Annotated in this window: 7 protein-coding genes; all 7 read right to left on the bottom strand. The window is 66.7% G+C overall.

The window, feature by feature from the left end; genetic code table 11:
* Window positions 1-2: 2 nt before the first annotated feature.
* The 7 genes from CIK06_RS18725 to CIK06_RS18700 all read right to left on the bottom strand — a co-directional run bounded on the left by CIK06_RS18725 (window position 3) and on the right by CIK06_RS18700 (window position 16,547).
* A complete protein-coding gene (locus tag CIK06_RS18725) occupies window positions 3-1,202 on the bottom strand; it encodes an McrC family protein (protein ID WP_095565918.1) in 1,200 nt (399 codons plus the stop codon).
* Complete coding sequence (locus CIK06_RS18720; RefSeq protein WP_095565917.1) at window positions 1,199-3,454, bottom strand: McrB family protein; 2,256 nt, start codon at window positions 3,452-3,454, stop codon at window positions 1,199-1,201. The genes CIK06_RS18725 and CIK06_RS18720 overlap by 4 nt, the downstream gene beginning before the upstream one ends.
* Complete coding sequence (locus CIK06_RS18715) at window positions 3,451-7,548, bottom strand: DNA methyltransferase (RefSeq protein WP_095565916.1); 4,098 nt, start codon at window positions 7,546-7,548, stop codon at window positions 3,451-3,453. Before CIK06_RS18715 ends, CIK06_RS18720 begins: the two co-directional genes overlap by 4 nt.
* Window positions 7,545-10,436 carry a helicase-related protein gene (locus CIK06_RS18710; protein ID WP_095565915.1) on the bottom strand — a complete coding sequence of 964 codons (2,892 nt, stop codon included), beginning with the start codon at window positions 10,434-10,436 and terminating at the stop codon, window positions 7,545-7,547. The genes CIK06_RS18715 and CIK06_RS18710 overlap by 4 nt, the downstream gene beginning before the upstream one ends.
* Window positions 10,433-13,333, bottom strand: a complete 2,901-nt coding sequence (locus CIK06_RS31400; protein WP_232533720.1) for a DUF1998 domain-containing protein — start codon at window positions 13,331-13,333, stop codon at window positions 10,433-10,435. The genes CIK06_RS18710 and CIK06_RS31400 overlap by 4 nt, the downstream gene beginning before the upstream one ends.
* Window positions 13,330-15,594, bottom strand: a complete 2,265-nt coding sequence (locus CIK06_RS31395) for a DEAD/DEAH box helicase (RefSeq protein WP_232533719.1) — start codon at window positions 15,592-15,594, stop codon at window positions 13,330-13,332. The genes CIK06_RS31400 and CIK06_RS31395 overlap by 4 nt, the downstream gene beginning before the upstream one ends.
* Before the next feature lie 287 nt (window positions 15,595-15,881).
* Entirely contained in the window at window positions 15,882-16,547 is a 666-nt protein-coding gene (locus CIK06_RS18700; RefSeq protein WP_095565914.1) for a hypothetical protein, read from the bottom strand.
* Window positions 16,548-16,631: the final 84 nt, after the last annotated feature.

Raw genomic sequence — 16,631 nt, 5'->3', positions numbered from 1 at the left:
ACTCAACGGTCCTCCGTCACCGCGTGCTTCTGCATGGCCTTGTGCGCCAGGACGTCGATTTCTACGAGAATTTGGCGCGGCGGCGCGGCCAAGTCGAGCGGGTAGTGCACGACGTCAATTTCGGTGTTGCGGATCCTGCGGCGGCCAGGCGCCGACGTGCCCTGAGCGTAGATGAGCCACCCGAGGCGCAGCTTCAGCGCCGTGCAGTACGCGAGCATCTGGTACGCGTCAGCGTTCGGGAAACCCGAGCTGGCGCCTTCAAGCTTGTACTTCGCGTCGAAGACCGCGACCGGCTGGCCGTTGACGACGTGGACCACATCGGGCCGGATGGGGATGGTCCGGTCAACGTCGAGGTGAGCCGGGTACTGGCCATCGGTGTGCCCAGGATACGGGGCCAGCGCCACGCGCAGAGCGGTGGTGACGAAGTCCTCGAAGACCTTGGCCATGTTCACGACGAACGCGGCCACGGTAACGTCGCCAGGCCCAGGCTCTGCGGACTGGTAGCGGAGGACCAGCTGGGCCAACCTGAGCGCCGGGGCGTACCGGGCGTTCAGCCGACTCGTGCGCCAGGCCGGCAGGGGCGCTCCATGTGGTAGCACCCGTACGCCGTCGAGCCGGCCGTCAAGGTGGGCGAGGCGAGCCCGCGCGCCGGCTGGCAACCGAGGAACCGCCATCATGCGCCGCAAGGCAGTACGAAGGATCTGGTTCTCGGCGATATCCGCGGCGTACTCGTCGAAGCGGACCTCGATCGGCAGCGGTATGCCGGGACGGCGGGCGAACTGGTCGGCGAACCGGATCCGGCCGCGAACCAATGGCAGTGACTCATCGACCGACACGTACCCCTGTAGAACTCCGGGAGCGAGCGCGCGTCCGGCCTGCCGGATCAACGACTCGGCCAACGCCGGCCACAGGTCCGGTTCGGGTATCGCGGTGACGTCTTCCGGCCTGAACCCCGGATCCAGGGCGTAGCCGAGCAGGAACAGCAGTCGGGCGATCCCCACCTTCGGCTGCACCTGGACGTCGAGTCCGCCGATCCGGACCGCGCCGACCTTCCCGGCCGGTAGCAGGTGCCACCAACCACCGCCCTCGGGACGCACCTCGACGAGCCCGGTGCTGCTCAACGCGCTCGCGGTATCGTCGTCGAGCTGCCGACGAACGCCGGTCTTGTCGAGCTCGGCGAGGTTGACCGGCAGCCAGCTCATTCCGACGGCGGCGCTTCGTCGGCGGTACTCGGTGAGGCGCCGCTATTCGCTGGGATAATCCGGGCGCGGATGGCCGCGAGCCCGAACCGATTGCGGATCTGGGTCCGTGTGAGCCGGCCGTAGTAGTGCTCCTCCAGCAGCGGCATCAGGTCGTACCGCCACACCCGGTCGAGCGCGGCCTCGCTGTCGAGGTTCGGTTTCATCAGGTACGACGGGCCGATCTTGAAGTCGTGGTCCTCCTCACCGATCGACTCGTTGAGCGCCGCCAGCAGCACGGCCCGTTCATCGCCGTCCTTGCCGTTCGCCGTCAACCAGTTGCCCAGCACGTCACGCACGGGCGGATCGTCGGGATGCAGCTCGATGAACGCGAACCGGCGCCGGATCGCGGCGTCCACCAACGCGATCGAACGGTCGGCTGTGTTCATCGTGCCGATGATGAACACGTTGGGCGGCAGGTTGAACGCCTCGGACGGGGAGTATTGCAGGCGAATGGTCGCCTCGCGGTACTCCAGCAGGAAGTACAGCTCGCCGAAGACCTTGGCCAGGTTCGCCCGGTTGATCTCGTCGACGATCAGGACGTACGGCTTCTCCGGATTGTTCCTGGCCTCGGCGGCGATCTCGCGCAGCGGACCGGGTGTCTTGGCGAAGCTCACCGGTCCGCCGTCGGCGCCTTCGATGGGGCGGAATCCCTCAAAAAAGTCCTCGTAGGCATACGAGGGGTGAAATTGCACCAGACGGACCGCGTCCCGCTCGGCCACATGCGCGGCGAGCGCCCGCGCGAGGTAGGTCTTGCCGGTGCCCGGCGGCCCGTAGAGGACGATTTGTGAACGTTCCTGCCACAACCCCAGAAGGTCATGCAACCATGCCCGGTCGATGTACAGCCGCGTGGCCAGGGCATCCGTCACCGCCGGCAGCTTCGGGACAACGCGGACGGTCGGCTGCATCCGGTCCGGCGGGCTTGGCGCCTCCAGGGTCTCCGCATCAACCTCGACGAGCCCGGCCAACACGTCCAACGCGCCGGTCAGGTCAACCACCGTGCCCTGCTGATCCAGCTCGGCCGGCAACGGCGCCGGCAACGCGTCCACCGCGATCGGGGCGCTCGCCAGCCATCCAGCGGCCCGGCGCAAGCGCGCGCCGCCATCGGTCGGACTGTATTCCGGATCGCCGTCGAGAACACCGACATACAGCTGGTCGTCGACCAGGGTCACGACGACGTCATCACTGTCCATCTGAGACAGGAACGCGTGGTACTCGTTGGCCAGGCTTACCCGCTGGGCATAGTCCAGATGCTGGTAGCCCGCCTCGACCGCGGCCCGGACCTCAGCCCTGGACGCGCCAGGCGACACCTCGCCCAGATGAGAGGCGGCAAGGGAGACGAACGACTCCGCGCTCCAGCGCTCCACCAGATCATGTCCACCTTGCCGGGGTCGGACGAGCCAGGCCCGACGCTCGCCCGGTGGTCTCTCGGCCTGCTTACGCCACTGCGCCACGAATGGCTGCTGGTAGAAGTCGACTGGCTGCCCGAGCTGACCTTGAATCCTGACTGTTGTGGCAAAGAGATCCCGGTTAAGGTCACCGGTCGACGGCGTAGTCGGATCGGCGAACGCGTCGCGGATCGCCTTCTTGTGGGCCATGTTAAGGATCGGCAGGAAGTACGACGGGAATCTTAGGTACAGCAGCTCTTCACGCAGCGACGGCATGAGCTTGTACTGGTAGACGGCGTCCTGCCACGCCCACGGATCGGCGAACGCACGCTCCCGCTGGTCCTGCGGGAGCGACCACCAGCCGCAGACAAGCTCGACCGCGTCGGCCAGCCACTTCCACAGCATCGTGTGCGCGCCGATCCCGCCGTTCCACGTTCCCTGAGTGAAGGCGGCGAGGACATGGTCGGGAACGGTGACCGGCTCGCGCATCCAGCCCAACACTGCGGTGACACGAGCATGGAGCGTTGCGGTCGTCAGGTTGACCAGCGGAAGCCCTTGCAGCGTCAACAACTCCGCCGCAAGCTGGATCGCATCATCAGAGGCAGAGCCAAGCTGACGACGCAGCTTGACCAGGAATGGGTCCACGCCAAGGTCCGGCTGCTCGTTGTAGCGACGGTGCAGTTCGCCCGCTGTGTCCGGGTTCCATACCGACCGCTCGGGTGTGAACAGTGAGCGACCGTGCTGAAAGCCCTGCTCAATGAGTTCCCGACCGACCTGCCGGACCAGCCCGTCATTACGCGTCGGGAGGATCACCTGGCTGTCACTCATGCAAGTGCCTCATCTCGTGCCGGGTGACGCGCACCATGGCCGGGCGGTGGATCCACGATGGTGGTGTACGGCTTACCCGTGTTGATCGCGTGCTGCATGGCGTCGTAGATCTCCAGGATCATCCGTTTGGTGCGGTAATCACCGTAGATTCTCTCGTCATCCTTGCGAACGAGGTTGAAACTGTCCATGACGTAGTCGACATCGCTACGACCAACCCCGTAGAGGTGGAAATACGCCGCGTCCAACTCGGCCCGCAAAAGTTCCCGCCGACCACTCGCCCACACAAAAGGTTGACCCTCATCGTCTAGTTCGCGCGCATACCCTCGCATATCGTAGGAATTGAAGCTCAACTCCAACACGCGAACCTTGATCCATGATTCAAGGTTCCCGTTGCTATCGCACCACGGCACGCCACGTCGGTAGGCGCTCGGGGGCAATGCAGGGAGTTGCTTGGTGATGAAGTAACTCATACTTGCGCCCGACAACTTTTGGCGGGCAACGTAGTCAAAGATAAAGGTACTAAGGTTTGCATGTAAGCATGCAATGGAACCCTCGCGTGGAAGCGCCAAGAGGTATTTATGACCTACCGCCACACGAGGGATTACCGTCGTAATGAAGGTGCGTTCTTCGGTGACACGTGCAACGTCACGCCATCCGAGCAGCCAGTCATGCGACCAACCCGGCCGCGCTCGCTTCGGGTCGCTCGCCAGCCTCTCTTCAACTACAGATTCTGGCACCCAGTGTTGCGGCAGTGTGTGGGCCAACGGATCCGCGTGGGCGGTGTCGTCCAGCCTCGGTAACGTGCCTTTGTTAATTTGCGCCTGCGTTGCACCCTCATAGGTAGAGAATCGATGATCATAGTGGTGCAGCATCTTCGCTTCATACAATGGCAGGAGACTTTCATGGCCGCGCCGATAGTAGCCGCCCTTACGCGACCAGCCATCTGAATCGGCTTTCGCTGCCGCAACAAAGTGTCCCGAGTCGGTAGACATATCGAGCATACGCATGAACGACAATCCCCACGGATTGCCGTCTACCTCCCCTTCCAGCCACAGCACCGGAATGCGGCGGTAGATGTCGATGGCGATTTCGGCATCACGGCGGGATGAGCATGCAGGGCAGGTGCCCGTGTTCGGGTTGAGAAGTAGAATCTCGTCCGGTGTGATTTCGTATGCATGGTCGCTAATCTGACTCGGTTGCCGGAGTCGAAACGCCAGCGAGATCCGCCCCGCTTGCTTTCCGGTCAAGCATAGTAAGCAAAACCTGGGTCGATTATTGACGTCGGCGAAAATCTTTTCCTCATTCTCGAAGTCGTAGAGGGATACCAGCGAGTGTCTTGTGATCAATTCGCGGAAGAATCGCTGGGTAGTTGCATCGGTAGCGATGCCGGTCGGCAGTATTATGCCAAGCCGTCCGGTCGGGCTCATGATGGAGAGCGCAGCTTCGGCGAAGATTGCGTAGGTGTTGATATCGCCTGTGGCGGTCAGCGGGAAGCGTGCCGATCTACGAATTAACGCGCTTGTCCCGTCAGACACACGCAGAGCTGCCGTCCATTCTTCGTGCAGTGCGCGATCGGCGGCACTCTCAGAATTTTGGAGACCTGCGATAAGTTTCTTCCTGGCGGCGGCCGTGGCGGCGTTTGCGATTTCAGGGTGGCGGACGGCGAAGAACTCCTTCTCCTGGAGCTTGACCCGTTCCCAGGGCGGGTTTCCGAGGACGCATGAGAAGCCGCCGTTCCAGCCCCGCAGCGTTGCGTCGACCGTCGCGTGATCGACGTGAAAGATCTCGGGGAATTCGAGGTGCCAATGGAAGAATCTGTACTGCGCTGCGATTTGCGCAGCGTACTCGGTCAGGTGGGCGTGCACCTGGCTCAGTGGGTTGTCGGCGATGGCGCGCATGATCGCGTTGGTGGGTGGCTCCGGTACGGAACCGGTCCCTGGCTCGGGCATCGGCCAGACGAACGCGGCGCACCAGGTGTCAGCGTGAAGGCGCTGTGCGCGGTATTCGGGGGACTGTTCGTGCTTTTCCCACCGATCTGCTTGGGCGCGGACCGAATCGACGTCTTCGGGCAGATCGAGCAGTGCGGTTCGCTGTGCGGCGAGGTCGGCGTTGGAGATCGCTGGGCCGCCGACGAAGAGGAGGTCCTGCGCGTATCCGTCCTTGCCGACAGCTTGGGCCTTGTTGCGCTTGCGGACTGCCGCGGCGGTCTTCTTGTCGTCGCCTTCCAGGTCTTTGAATGCCTCGTCGGGCACGGGGCCGTGCAACAGTGCGGGGGTCACGCCGAGCAGGGAGTTGCCAATGCGGATGCGGGCGTCGAGGAAGCCCAGTGGTTTACCCGGTTCCAGGGCCTCCAGCCAGAGCGACACTTTGGCCAGTTCGGCGGCGAGATCGTTGAGGTCAACGCCGTAGATGCAGTGCCCGACGACGTCGCGCAGGGCGTGTTGGATCTGCGCGGGGGTGGGTTCATCGTCGCCGGAGCGGACTTGCGCCAGGCGGCGGGCGATGCGGCGGGCGGCGGCGACGAGGAAGTGGCCCGAGCCGCAGGCGGGGTCGCAGACGGTCAGGGCGAGCAGGCGGGTTTCGGCATCGGTTGGGCTGGATGCGTCGGCGGTGGCTTCGTCGAGGAGCGGGTCGAGTGCGGTGTCGAGGAGTGCTGATACGAGGCTGGGTGGGGTGTAGTAGGAGCCGCTGGTCTTGCGGTCGTTGCCGGAGACGGTGACGAGCTGGAAGGTGCGGTCGGTCAGGTCGACGCGGGGTACGAGTTCGAGGAGCGACTCGTAAACGCTGCCGAGTTCTTCGGCGCCGAGGTTGCGGTAGTCGACGGGCTGTACGCGCTGCCCCGGCAGAGCTACCCAGGCGAGTTTGCGGACGGCGGTGAGCAGGTCTTCGTTGGTCAGCTCGCAGCCGAGCAGTGGATCTGCGGGGAGCCGGTCGATGGTCGGTAGGTGTGGGTCGGGGTCGAAGAGTCCGGCCAGCGGCGGTAGTCCGAGGCCGGGGTGGCCGTGGCCGCCGAGGGCGCGTAGGACGAGAGTCTGTGCTTGCCAGAGGTCCGGGTGTGGGCTGCCGGCGCGGCTGCGGGACAGTTTGCGCAGCCTCGCGGTGGAGAAGTAGCGGCTGTATCGGTCCCGTGCCTGGGCGGTGGCGTTCGGGTGGAGCAGCGCGTCGCGGTCTTCGGCGACGAAGCAGAACAGCAGTCGGTAGACCAGGCGCAGCAGCGCCCGGTGGTACTGGGCGGTGCTGAGGGTGCCGCTGCGAAGCGCCTCGACGAGGGGCCGGTTCGCGGGGTGCCGGATGAATCCGGTGCCGAGCGCGGCGATGGCATCGGCGACACCGTCACGCAGTCGGTCGAGCATCCGGGTTCCGGCTTCGGCGGCTTCGCCGCGCCAGACCTCCAGCCAACAGCCTGCGGGGCTCGCCGCCGTGTCGACATCGGTCGGTCGCTGTTCCAGTCGGGAGACGTGGCAGAGCTGCCACATGAGGAGGAACTCGGGGTAGAGCTCGCCGTCGAAGATCGTTTCGAGGTCGAATTCGAGGTAGGCGGAGCCGGCGAGGGCGGTGGAGTCGCGGAGAAGCCGTAAGCGTAGCCCGTTGGACAGGATGCCCCACAGGTGGGCGTCGCTACGGTTGAGCAGCTCTTGCAGCATGGCCTGCGGGGCGCGGGCGGCGCCGGGGACGTCAGCGTTGCGGTGGTTGAGGTCGACGCCAGGGCCGAGCAGATGGATCGGTACGTGTTGCCAGGCGTGGGAGACGGGGTAGTGCCGCTCGTCGATGGTGTAGCCAGCGGGTAGTGCTGGGACCTGTCCGTAGCCGAGTTCGCGGAGCAGGACCAGCAGCCACCGTTCCCGGGCTGCGGCGATCCCGTGCGTGCCGGGTGGTTGGGTGGCGGTGTGCTCGCGCCAGGCGGTCCAGGCGCCGCGCAGATAGGACCAGGCTCGGCTGGCCGCGTCGCGGACGGTTTCGCGGCCGACGAGGTGGTAGGAGGCTGGTGCGAGCCCGGCAGGGTCCTTGAGTTCGCCGGCTTGGATGCGGGCGAGCAGGCCGGGTGGTACGACGCCGCCGACGGCGTGGATGCCTTGGAGCCCAGGGCCGCTCATGCCTGGGCCGCCGGTCGGTAGAGGTAGACGCCGAGTACGTCGACAGGTAGCTGTGGTTCGACGGTGAGCCCGCGGATGCCGAGTGCGCCTGCGCGGTCGCCTCGCGCGGCAGTGCGGACGCGGACATGGGCGTCGCGTAGTGACTCGGCGAGTTCGTGGGCGAAGCGGTCGAGGTGGCTAGTGATGGCGGGCATCGCGCCGAGGACTCCCTTCATGATGTTGCGGGCGATGTCCGCGCTGAGGTTGCGGTCGGGTTGTGCTGCCAGGAGAGCTTCGACGGCGTCGGTTTCCAGCCACTGCGGGTTCGCTGGGGTGCCGGTGAATGCGAGAGGTCGGGCTTCTTCGGCGACCTGGGCGTGGGGGCCGTACCGCCCGGGGAGGGTGAGGTTGGCGCGGACTCGGGTCAGCAGCAGCACGGTCGCTGTGGTCACGGCGTTGGTGACGATGACCCCGCATCGCCGGGCTGGCCGGGCGGCGGTGGGCAGGGCTGGGTCGAGTGCGGCGTCGAGGACGTAGCGGGCGACCGAGGCTGAGGTGGCGTCGGTGCGGGCCAGGACCGCCGCGCCGCGTGGCGCGGGAAGGTCTCGGTGGAAGGCGAGCGGTTTGGTCGGGTTGCCGATGGCGTCGCGGAGCCCGACGGGTAGGCCGACGGCTTCGACGGTAAAGCCGTACGGTTCGTTGGTCAGGATGCCGCCGCATTCCTGCAGGGCGGTGGCGACGAATCCGGCGACGTCGTCGGGGCTGCCGAGCGCGGTCCGCATGGCCTCGACCTCGCGGCGTACCTCGTCGGGGCGGATGGTGTGGTGGGCGTAGCGGCTGCGGCTGCGTCGTTCGGCTTCGGCGGTGCTCTGCCAGTCGAATTCCAGTTGCTGAGCCTGTTCGGGAAGCCCGATGTCGAGGGTTTCCTGCACGTAGGTGCTGCCCCGTTTCATGACCCCGTCCATGAGAGCGGTGAGGACTTGGTCGCTGGTGGCCGGCACGGGGACGCTGATGCCGAGGTCGCGTCGGATCGCTTCGTGCTTGCGGATCAGGACGTCCATGACGATGCGGTCGATGACGTTGTCGGAGCCGTAGAGGGTGACCGCGCGGACGACGTCGCGGGGCTGGCCGAAGCGGTCGACGCGGCCTTCGCGCTGTTCGTGTCGGGTCGGGTTCCAGGCCAGGTCGTAGTGGACCACCGCCTGGAAGTCGTGCTGAAGGTTGACGCCTTCGGAGAGGCAGTCGGTGGCGACCAGGATCTTGTTGGTGGTGCCGGCGCGTTCGGCGAGGTCGCGGACCCGGGCGGCCCGGTCTTCCGGCGGTAGTTCGCCGGTGACCACTTCCACGACCGCCTTGGGAAAGGCGGCGGCGAGGTGGTCGGCGAGGTAGTGCGCGGTCGGGATGAAGCGGCAGAAAACGATCGGGTGGAAGCCGTCCTTCAGCAGCCGCTGCACGGTGGTCGTGACCAGGGCCAGTTTGGTGTCGTGTGCGGTGCGCTGTTTGGCGTCCGGTTCCTGAGCGATCGCCAGGGCGCGTCGGCGTAGCTCGTGCAGCCTTGCCGCGTCACTGCCGCTCATCGCGCACTCGTCCTCGAACAGCGCTCCTGGCACCGCGTCCGCGGTGTCCAAGGCGTCGTCGTCAACGAGGTCGAGGACTCCGGCGGCGCCGGCGGTGTCGGCGGCCTGCTCCGATGCGGCGCCCGCCGATGCGGCTCGGGTGGCGAGGGTCGCCGCGGCGGCGGCGGGCGAGGAGGCGAGTGAGCGTAGCAGCGACAGCGCCGACCACCACCGGACGCGTTGCTGGACGCGGCTGCCGCTGCGGTCGGTGATCTGGCCCTGGACGTAGGCGAGGACATCGTCGAGTAGGCCACGGTAGGCCGGGGACAATTGGTAGGTCCGTTCGTCGGTGGCCCGGTCGGACGGGAACTTCGTGTCGGCGCCCAGGTAGTCGCGGATGTCGGCGCGGCGGCGTTGCACCAGGTGGGTGGCCAATCGTCGGCGGCCGGCTTCGGTGGCGAGGTTCGTGTCGCGCAGGCTCGTGTTGAGCAGACCGATCAGGTTGCGGAACGTTTCCTCTTTTCCGCTGTGTGGGGTCGCGGTGACGAGGATCAGATGCCGTTCGGTGTCGGCGGCGAGGTCTTTGAGCAGGCGGTGACGCTGAGTGCGGCCTCGGCCGCCGGCGCCGGTCTCGTCGCTGACGCATGCGTGTGCCTCGTCGACGATGACCAGTTCTGGTGCGGCCCGCAGGAAGTCGTCGCGGCGCATGTCGGACTTGATGTAGTCGGTCGACACGATCGTGAACGGGTACCGTTCGAAGATCGACTGGCCGTACTCCAGGCCACGTTCCAGGCGGCGGACGGTGCCGGGGAGCACCGGTTCGGCTTGGATACCGAACTTCGCCTGTAGCTCCGTCTGCCACTGTTCGGCGAGGCTCGGCGGGCACAGCACGGTCAGCCGCTGGGCGCTGCCCTGTGCGAGCAGTTCGGCGGCGACCAGGCTGGCTTCGACGGTCTTGCCGATGCCAACGTCGTCGGCGATCAACAGCCGCGTGGTCTCCTGGCGCAACGCAAGCAGCAGCGGCACGAGCTGGTAGGGACGCGGGTCAACGGCCAGGCCAGCGAGGCTGCGGAACGGGCCACCGCTGGCCCGAAACCCGATCCGGAGCGCGTCGCGTAGCAGGCGGGCGCTGCGGTCGTCGCCGAGGTCGTCCGGGTTGGGCGTGGTGAAGGTGGCGTGTGTGACACCTTCGTCGATGAACACCCCGGCCACGTCGTCATCGCCGCCGGCCAGCGGTCGCAGTACCAGGAAGTCAGTGTCGCTGCCGGGTAGGACGACCCATTCCCGTCCTCGGGCGGTGACAAGGGAGCCCACCGGGAAGACCGGTCGAGTCTGCTGTGTCGCGGCGGTCATCGGGTCGCCTCGCCGAAGACGCCGGGGTGTGCGGCCACTGCGGTAAGCATGTCCTCGGTGGCGCCGATCTGAATCACGTTCCAGCCTCCGAAGATCAGTGGTGTGGTGTCCTGCTTGTGGCCGCCGTCGTGGTCGACGAGGACGACCGTGGGCACATCGGCATTGTCGTAGACCAGGTCGATGCGGATGCCCTCGACCTCAACGCCGATCCGGTTGGGCAGCCGGTGGCCGTGCTCGCGCAGCAGCCTCAGCAGCGTGGCGGCGGGGCCGGACGCTTCCAGGTGTTCGTCCTGGCCAACCTGCGGTGCCGAGTCGTTCACGGAGTGGGTGGTTGCCGTGGCTAGTTCCTGAAGAGTCGGCGCGACCAGCCGGCGGTCGATTAGCTCGTGCACGAGCTGGTTGCCGTATGACAGCAGGCATCGGTAACAGCCGCGCACGCAGGCGGTGTCATCCTCCTCGCCGGTGTCCGGATCGATGTGGATAATCCGTAGCGCCTCGGCGGCGACCCTCGCCAGTGCGTCTGGCTCGGACTGCAAGCGGCGCAGCACACCCGCCCCGCCCTCGGCAGCCTCCACCAGCAGCACCCGGCCGCGGTCGTCGCCGTCTGGCAGCAACTCGCTGGAAAGTTCGGAGTCCTCCAGCTGGAACACGGCCTCGATGCCCCGCTCGATGGCGTACTGCAAAGTGGTCGCCTCCTCGACGCTGACTGGCTCGGCCCAGCGCAGGACCAGGATGTTGCGGCGATCCTCCACATATGGCGTGACCAGGTCCTTGCGGTTCACGTCCTCGAACCTGGCCTCAAGATCCTCGTCTGCCCCGTCGGTGGCGGCGCCTTCCTTGCCTTCTTTCTCCGACAGCCAGCGGCCCTTCACCAGGTCAAGCCAGAAGCCGTGTGTGTCCTTATTTTTGCGTGTGCGGCGACCAAGGTTCGTTACGCGAATCTCGGCGGCGTCGCCGTACGCGATCCCGACCAGCGGCACCCCGTCGGCGGCGAGCACCTCGGCGACGAACCGGCCCCGCCGCCCACCGCGAGGCACGAACCGGTACGTGGTGCGCAACTCGAAACCGATCCGGTTGCGCTCCTCCTCGTCGGCGCTGATCCGCTCCCGCCGCCTGGTGATCACCGTCTGCATCTGCAACAGGTTCTTCCAGGTAGTGTCGAGCCGCTGCCCACAGTTCTCACAGACATCGACACCGACCTGCCGAGGGTGGTGGTACCCGCACGCCTCACACACCCGCGCCGAGGTGCGGACCACCTCGCCGCTGGCCTGCTCGTCGCTGCTGCGCGGCAGACTGATCCGGGTCACCTGGTATCGGGCGCCCTCGTGATAGATCAGCGCCCCCGGGCCGAACTCGGAAATGGCCAGAAACCGGGGCCGCTGCAACCAGGTGTTACCCCGCCCCCTACTGCCCGGCACGTACGCGGCCAGCGGCAGCCGAGGGAACGAATAGCCCGGCAGGAACCCCTCAGATGCCAGGTATCGGTAAGTGTAGAAATCGCTCTGCCCGGCGTCGTCGGACTGGTTGAGCAGCAACTCGATGCGCTGCCGCGCCTCACGGTACCGCTGGTCGGCGTCCTCCCGGTTCTGCCGCCCGACCGTTGCGTCGGCCGCCAGATCCGCCGCCGCCTGCCGCTCGGCGTCGGCGGTGGTGTACAGGTCGCGCCAGCGGCCACACGCGAGGTCAAAGGTCTCGAAGGCCGTGTCTACCACGCCGGTCACCCATTGCGGCGTCCACCAGGCCGAGCCTTCCAGCACCGGGTGCAGCGGCCGAAGCAGCGCCTGCGCCGCCCGGGTCGCCGCCGCGGCTGCCTCCGGGCGTCGCAACTTCTCGGCCAGCTCTGGCTGCACCGGCTGGCCGGGCAGGTTCAACGCCAACACGTCGGCCATCGAGCGCTCCAACCGGACGCCCGTCTCCGCCAGCCACACGGCGTGGATGTGCGACCGAACCAGGTCCTCGTTGGCCAGGTCGAGCCGGGGCGCCTGCACCTGGCCGGACACCATCAGCTGCGACCGCTCGAAGTAGTACGAGTCGTGGCTGTTACCGCTGGCGCAATAGGTCACGACCAACGCCGGCTGCCCGGAGCGGCCCGCACGTCCGCTGCGTTGCGCGTAATTCGCCGGGGTCGGCGGCACGTTACGCATCCCCACCGCGTTCAGCGAGGAGATGTCCACCCCCAACTCCATGGTGGGCGAGCAGAACAGCAGCGGCAGCTGGGTCCCCTCCCGGAACGCCTGCTCGCGCTCCTCCCGCTCCTCCGCGCGCACCTGAGCGGTGTGCTCGGCGGCCCGCAGCCCCGCCAGCTGCGACCCGACGTCCAAGTACAGGTCGCGGAAGAACGGCACCACCCGTGGGCGCTGATCGGCTTCGAACCGGCGACGTACCGGATCCGGTGCGCCCGCCGTACCATCGCCAGCCCGTAGCAGCATCGCTGACGACTTCACCCGATAGCCCGTCTCGCCCTTCTCCACCATCTTCGCCAGCACGCCGTGCGTTTCCAGCAGCTTCACCAGGACGCCGATGACGTCGTCCGCCTCGGCGGGCGACAACGACCGCCCAAACCGGTCCCGGTGCCGCAGCCACCGCCCGAAACTGCCCAGCCCGGACAGGTACAGCGCATGCCGAGGCCGGTACTGACCACCACGACCCGCGATGGCCAATCCGATCACCGGATCGGGCTCGGTCTCCGGAACGGTCCACAGCCCGGTCAGGTGCTCCCGGCTCAGCCGGCGTAGCCGGTCCACGAACTCCGGCGTCAGCGCCTCCGCGTCGACCGCCAGGACACGCCGCATCTCGTCCAACAGCACCCGAGTGATCTCGTACCGCTGGCCCGGCTCTGCATCGACCAGCAGCTTGTGAGTACCGCTCCACTCCTCATCGCGCTGGGACAGCGTCACCAGAAGGGGTAGTCGACCACCATCAGCCCGGACTGTTCGAGGTTGGGCAGCGTGACTCGCCAGCCGCGTTGCAGGTCCCGCAGCACTCGGAACTCGACCACACCCCGCAGTGCACGCTCCGCCGCCCGCAGATCTAGCGCCTTCGGCGCCTGCGCGAAGTCGCGGAGCTGCAAACCGAGCCGGCGGCTCACGGCCTGGCCGATGTCGAGGGGATCCAACCCGTCGGCGCCGTCCGCCTGCGCGTCCAGGGTGGCCCGATACAACGCCGCGCGCAGTTGCACCACCAAGGCGAAGTCGTTGAAGTGCCCCGCCTGCAAGCTGGCATCCTGCCGGTTGTCGACGAACGTCAACAGCTTGCGGGCGTCCGCGCCCAGCGCCACCTCCGGCTGGCTCCGCAACGCCCGCACAATGCTGGACGCCACCACCGTCATGGCGCTGCTGCGGCCCTCGCGATCCAGCGTGACCAGCTTGCTGAACTCGTTGCTGCGGACCTGCTCGTAGGACACCCCGCACCGCAGGCAGAACCGGAACGTGCCCGGGATCCACGCCGCGACCACGCCACCGTCGACAGGCTCACCCGCCGCGCCCATCACGGTGGCGGTGCCGTCCGGCGCTGCGCGATAGCGGATCGGGACATCGCGACGTCTGGCCGGCACCACCTGGTGACCGGCGCTGTCGGCCGACAACCATGAGCCTGGCAGGCGGCCCTCGGCAACCGGGTCAGCCGGCCACTCCCGGTCCGCCGAGACGAACAGGTAACCGTCATCGCTGTCGGTGATCCGCAGCCCGTGACGCGCCCGGAACACCGCCGTCTGCGCGTGATTTTCCCGACGGGCGATCAGATACTCCTGGCCGCACTCCCGGCAGAACGCCAGCGGGTACAGTCGCCGCTCCGGCTGACCAGGCAGCACGAGCTGGAAGGTCGTCTCGATTGCCCGAGAAGCCACGGGCTCCAAGGTGCTGTAGACCGTGCCGCCCTTGGACAAGAACTGATGCAGCCGAAACGCGAACAACGGACGCCCGGTCGCCTCGTCACGGGCACGGGAACCCGCCAACAGCGTCGCCCGGATCGCCGTCGCACACTCGTCCGCCGAGCGCCCCGTCACCGCGGCCAGCGTCACCGCCGCGTCATTGACCTTCGTCGGCTGCTGCCGTACCAGCCGGCCGCTATCAGGCTCCGCCACGACCCCAAACGTGTCCTCGATCCACGACGCCAGCGGATCCGCGCTGAGCTGGGCGTAGCCCGCACGCAGCGCCGGGTCGTCCGCCTCCGCATCACCACGCGCGGCGACAACCGCCGCCAACCGTGCCGGCTTTACGTCCCGAGCAGTCGTCGCGCGCACCAGGGTCTCGGTGATGACGTGCTCCGGCATCACGTCCACGCCGAAAATCCGCGTCGCGACATCGGCAACCTCGACCTGCTGCTGCGCCACGGTGCCCGCGTTGGCCATCGTCGCCGACGTCCCCACACACTGCAACGTCTCCCCGGCGCCGCACGCGTCCCGGACCCGACGCACCAGCATCGCCACATCCGCGCCCTGCCTGCCCCGGTAGGTGTGCAGCTCGTCCAGCACCAGGAACCGCAGCCCTTGCGCCGCCTCCACCAACGGACGCCGCTCATCCGGGCGGGTCAACACCAACTCCAGCATCACGTAGTTCGTCAGCAGGATGTCCGGCGGACGCTTCAGGATCGCCCGCCGCTCCTCCTCGCTCTCCTGACCCGTGTACCGGGCGAACGTCACCGGAGGCTGACCGCTGTAGCCGAACTCCAGGAACTTCCGCATCTCCTCCTGCTGGCTGTTCGCCAACGCGTTCATCGGGTACACGACGATCGCCCGGACGCCCTGTCCGGATCCCTCCCGCAGCACCCGGTCGACGATCGGCACCATGTACGCCAGCGACTTACCGGAGCCCGTTCCCGTGGTCAGCACGTACGACGCTCCGGTACGGGCAACCCGCACCGCGTCGCTCTGGTGCCGGTGCAGCGTGATCGGCGTCGTGCCGGCATCATCCGGAGCCTTCTTCACCCGAAAGATCCGCGCGCACTCCTGCTGCAACAGGCCCTCACGAACCAGATCATCAACCCGCCCGCCGGGCTCGAACGACGGGTTCAACGACGACCACGGCGCCGGCCACTGCGCCCCCCGAGCGCTCTCCGCCTCTACCCGAGCCCGGATCCGATCGTCGTGAACGTCAACGAACCCCTCGGTGAAGGTGCGGTAGTCATCGATCAGCCGCCGATGCACCTCGAATGCGTCCAACGCTCACCTTCCATCCGACCGATGCCGAGAGGCCCATTGGATCAAACAGCGCCCACACCAGTCGCCAAAGATAGCGAGTGATGCGCAAGGAGTGAGCTGGCAGGTCTCGGCCAGACCGACAGGACGTAGCAGTAGCGATCCCAACGCTGCGGCTTCAAGCACGACATAGCACCACAAAACTGGCGCTAATCATTCGAGCACCCCTGGTCAGGGCTGGGGGTCCTGGGAGGCCCAGCGCGTGTACGTGTCAGATGGCCAAGCAGGCGACAAGGCTTCCGGTCAGGCCCTTAGTGAGACCCATCCGGGCTGCCGTACAGGTCGTACATGGCCGCCTCGTACTCGTTGCGCTGGTCGATCAACACACGGATCCCGGTCTCCGCTCCATCGAGTAGGCCGGCGACACTTTCCATCGCCAGGTGAAATCGGCGCATGTGAACCCGACCGAGCGAGGTCAACGTCGCGGAGCCATTTTTCAAGATCGGATAGCGGAAGTGCTCCGATGTCGGGTCGAAACTGTGCAACTGCAGAAGGATACGCTCGATGTTGTCCAAGTCCGTCGTCGGCTCGCCCGGATATGAATGCTCGATCAGCGGGCGCGCTACTCGCCAAAGATGGTCAATCTTGTGGGTTTTGGGCAAGTCGCACGGCTTGTGTAGGTATGTGGCCGCTAACAGGATCAAGGTTTTAAGCTGCAGTTCGACGTAGTGTCGCCAGCACATCAGAAATGGGTAGACGAGGTAGTCCTGGTCACGCCCCGTGCTCGCGACGCGTTCGACGATGACCGTCGCTGCCTTCCAGTAGCCCTGGACGTAGCCGATCCACCGGTCGCGCGGCCAATCCATGCAGGCCACAAGCCACCAGTCGTTGTCGCTGTCGAGAAGATCCGCCTCACCGGCAGCTCCAGGTTCGACGGTGACTTCATAGTCGTTCACGGCCTCCGCCCAAGGATCCATGGAGTGATTGTGGGCGCGTCCGACACTAGGATCTAGTGAATTCCATGTCACGGCAGGGACCCTGTTCCAACTTCAGGCACGGCG

Source organism: Plantactinospora sp. KBS50, from assembly GCF_002285795.1.
In the GTDB taxonomy this organism is placed as follows: domain Bacteria; phylum Actinomycetota; class Actinomycetes; order Mycobacteriales; family Micromonosporaceae; genus KBS50.
The sequence above is the reverse complement of the archived record's forward strand: the minus strand, read 5'-3'. Positions and strand labels throughout refer to the sequence as shown.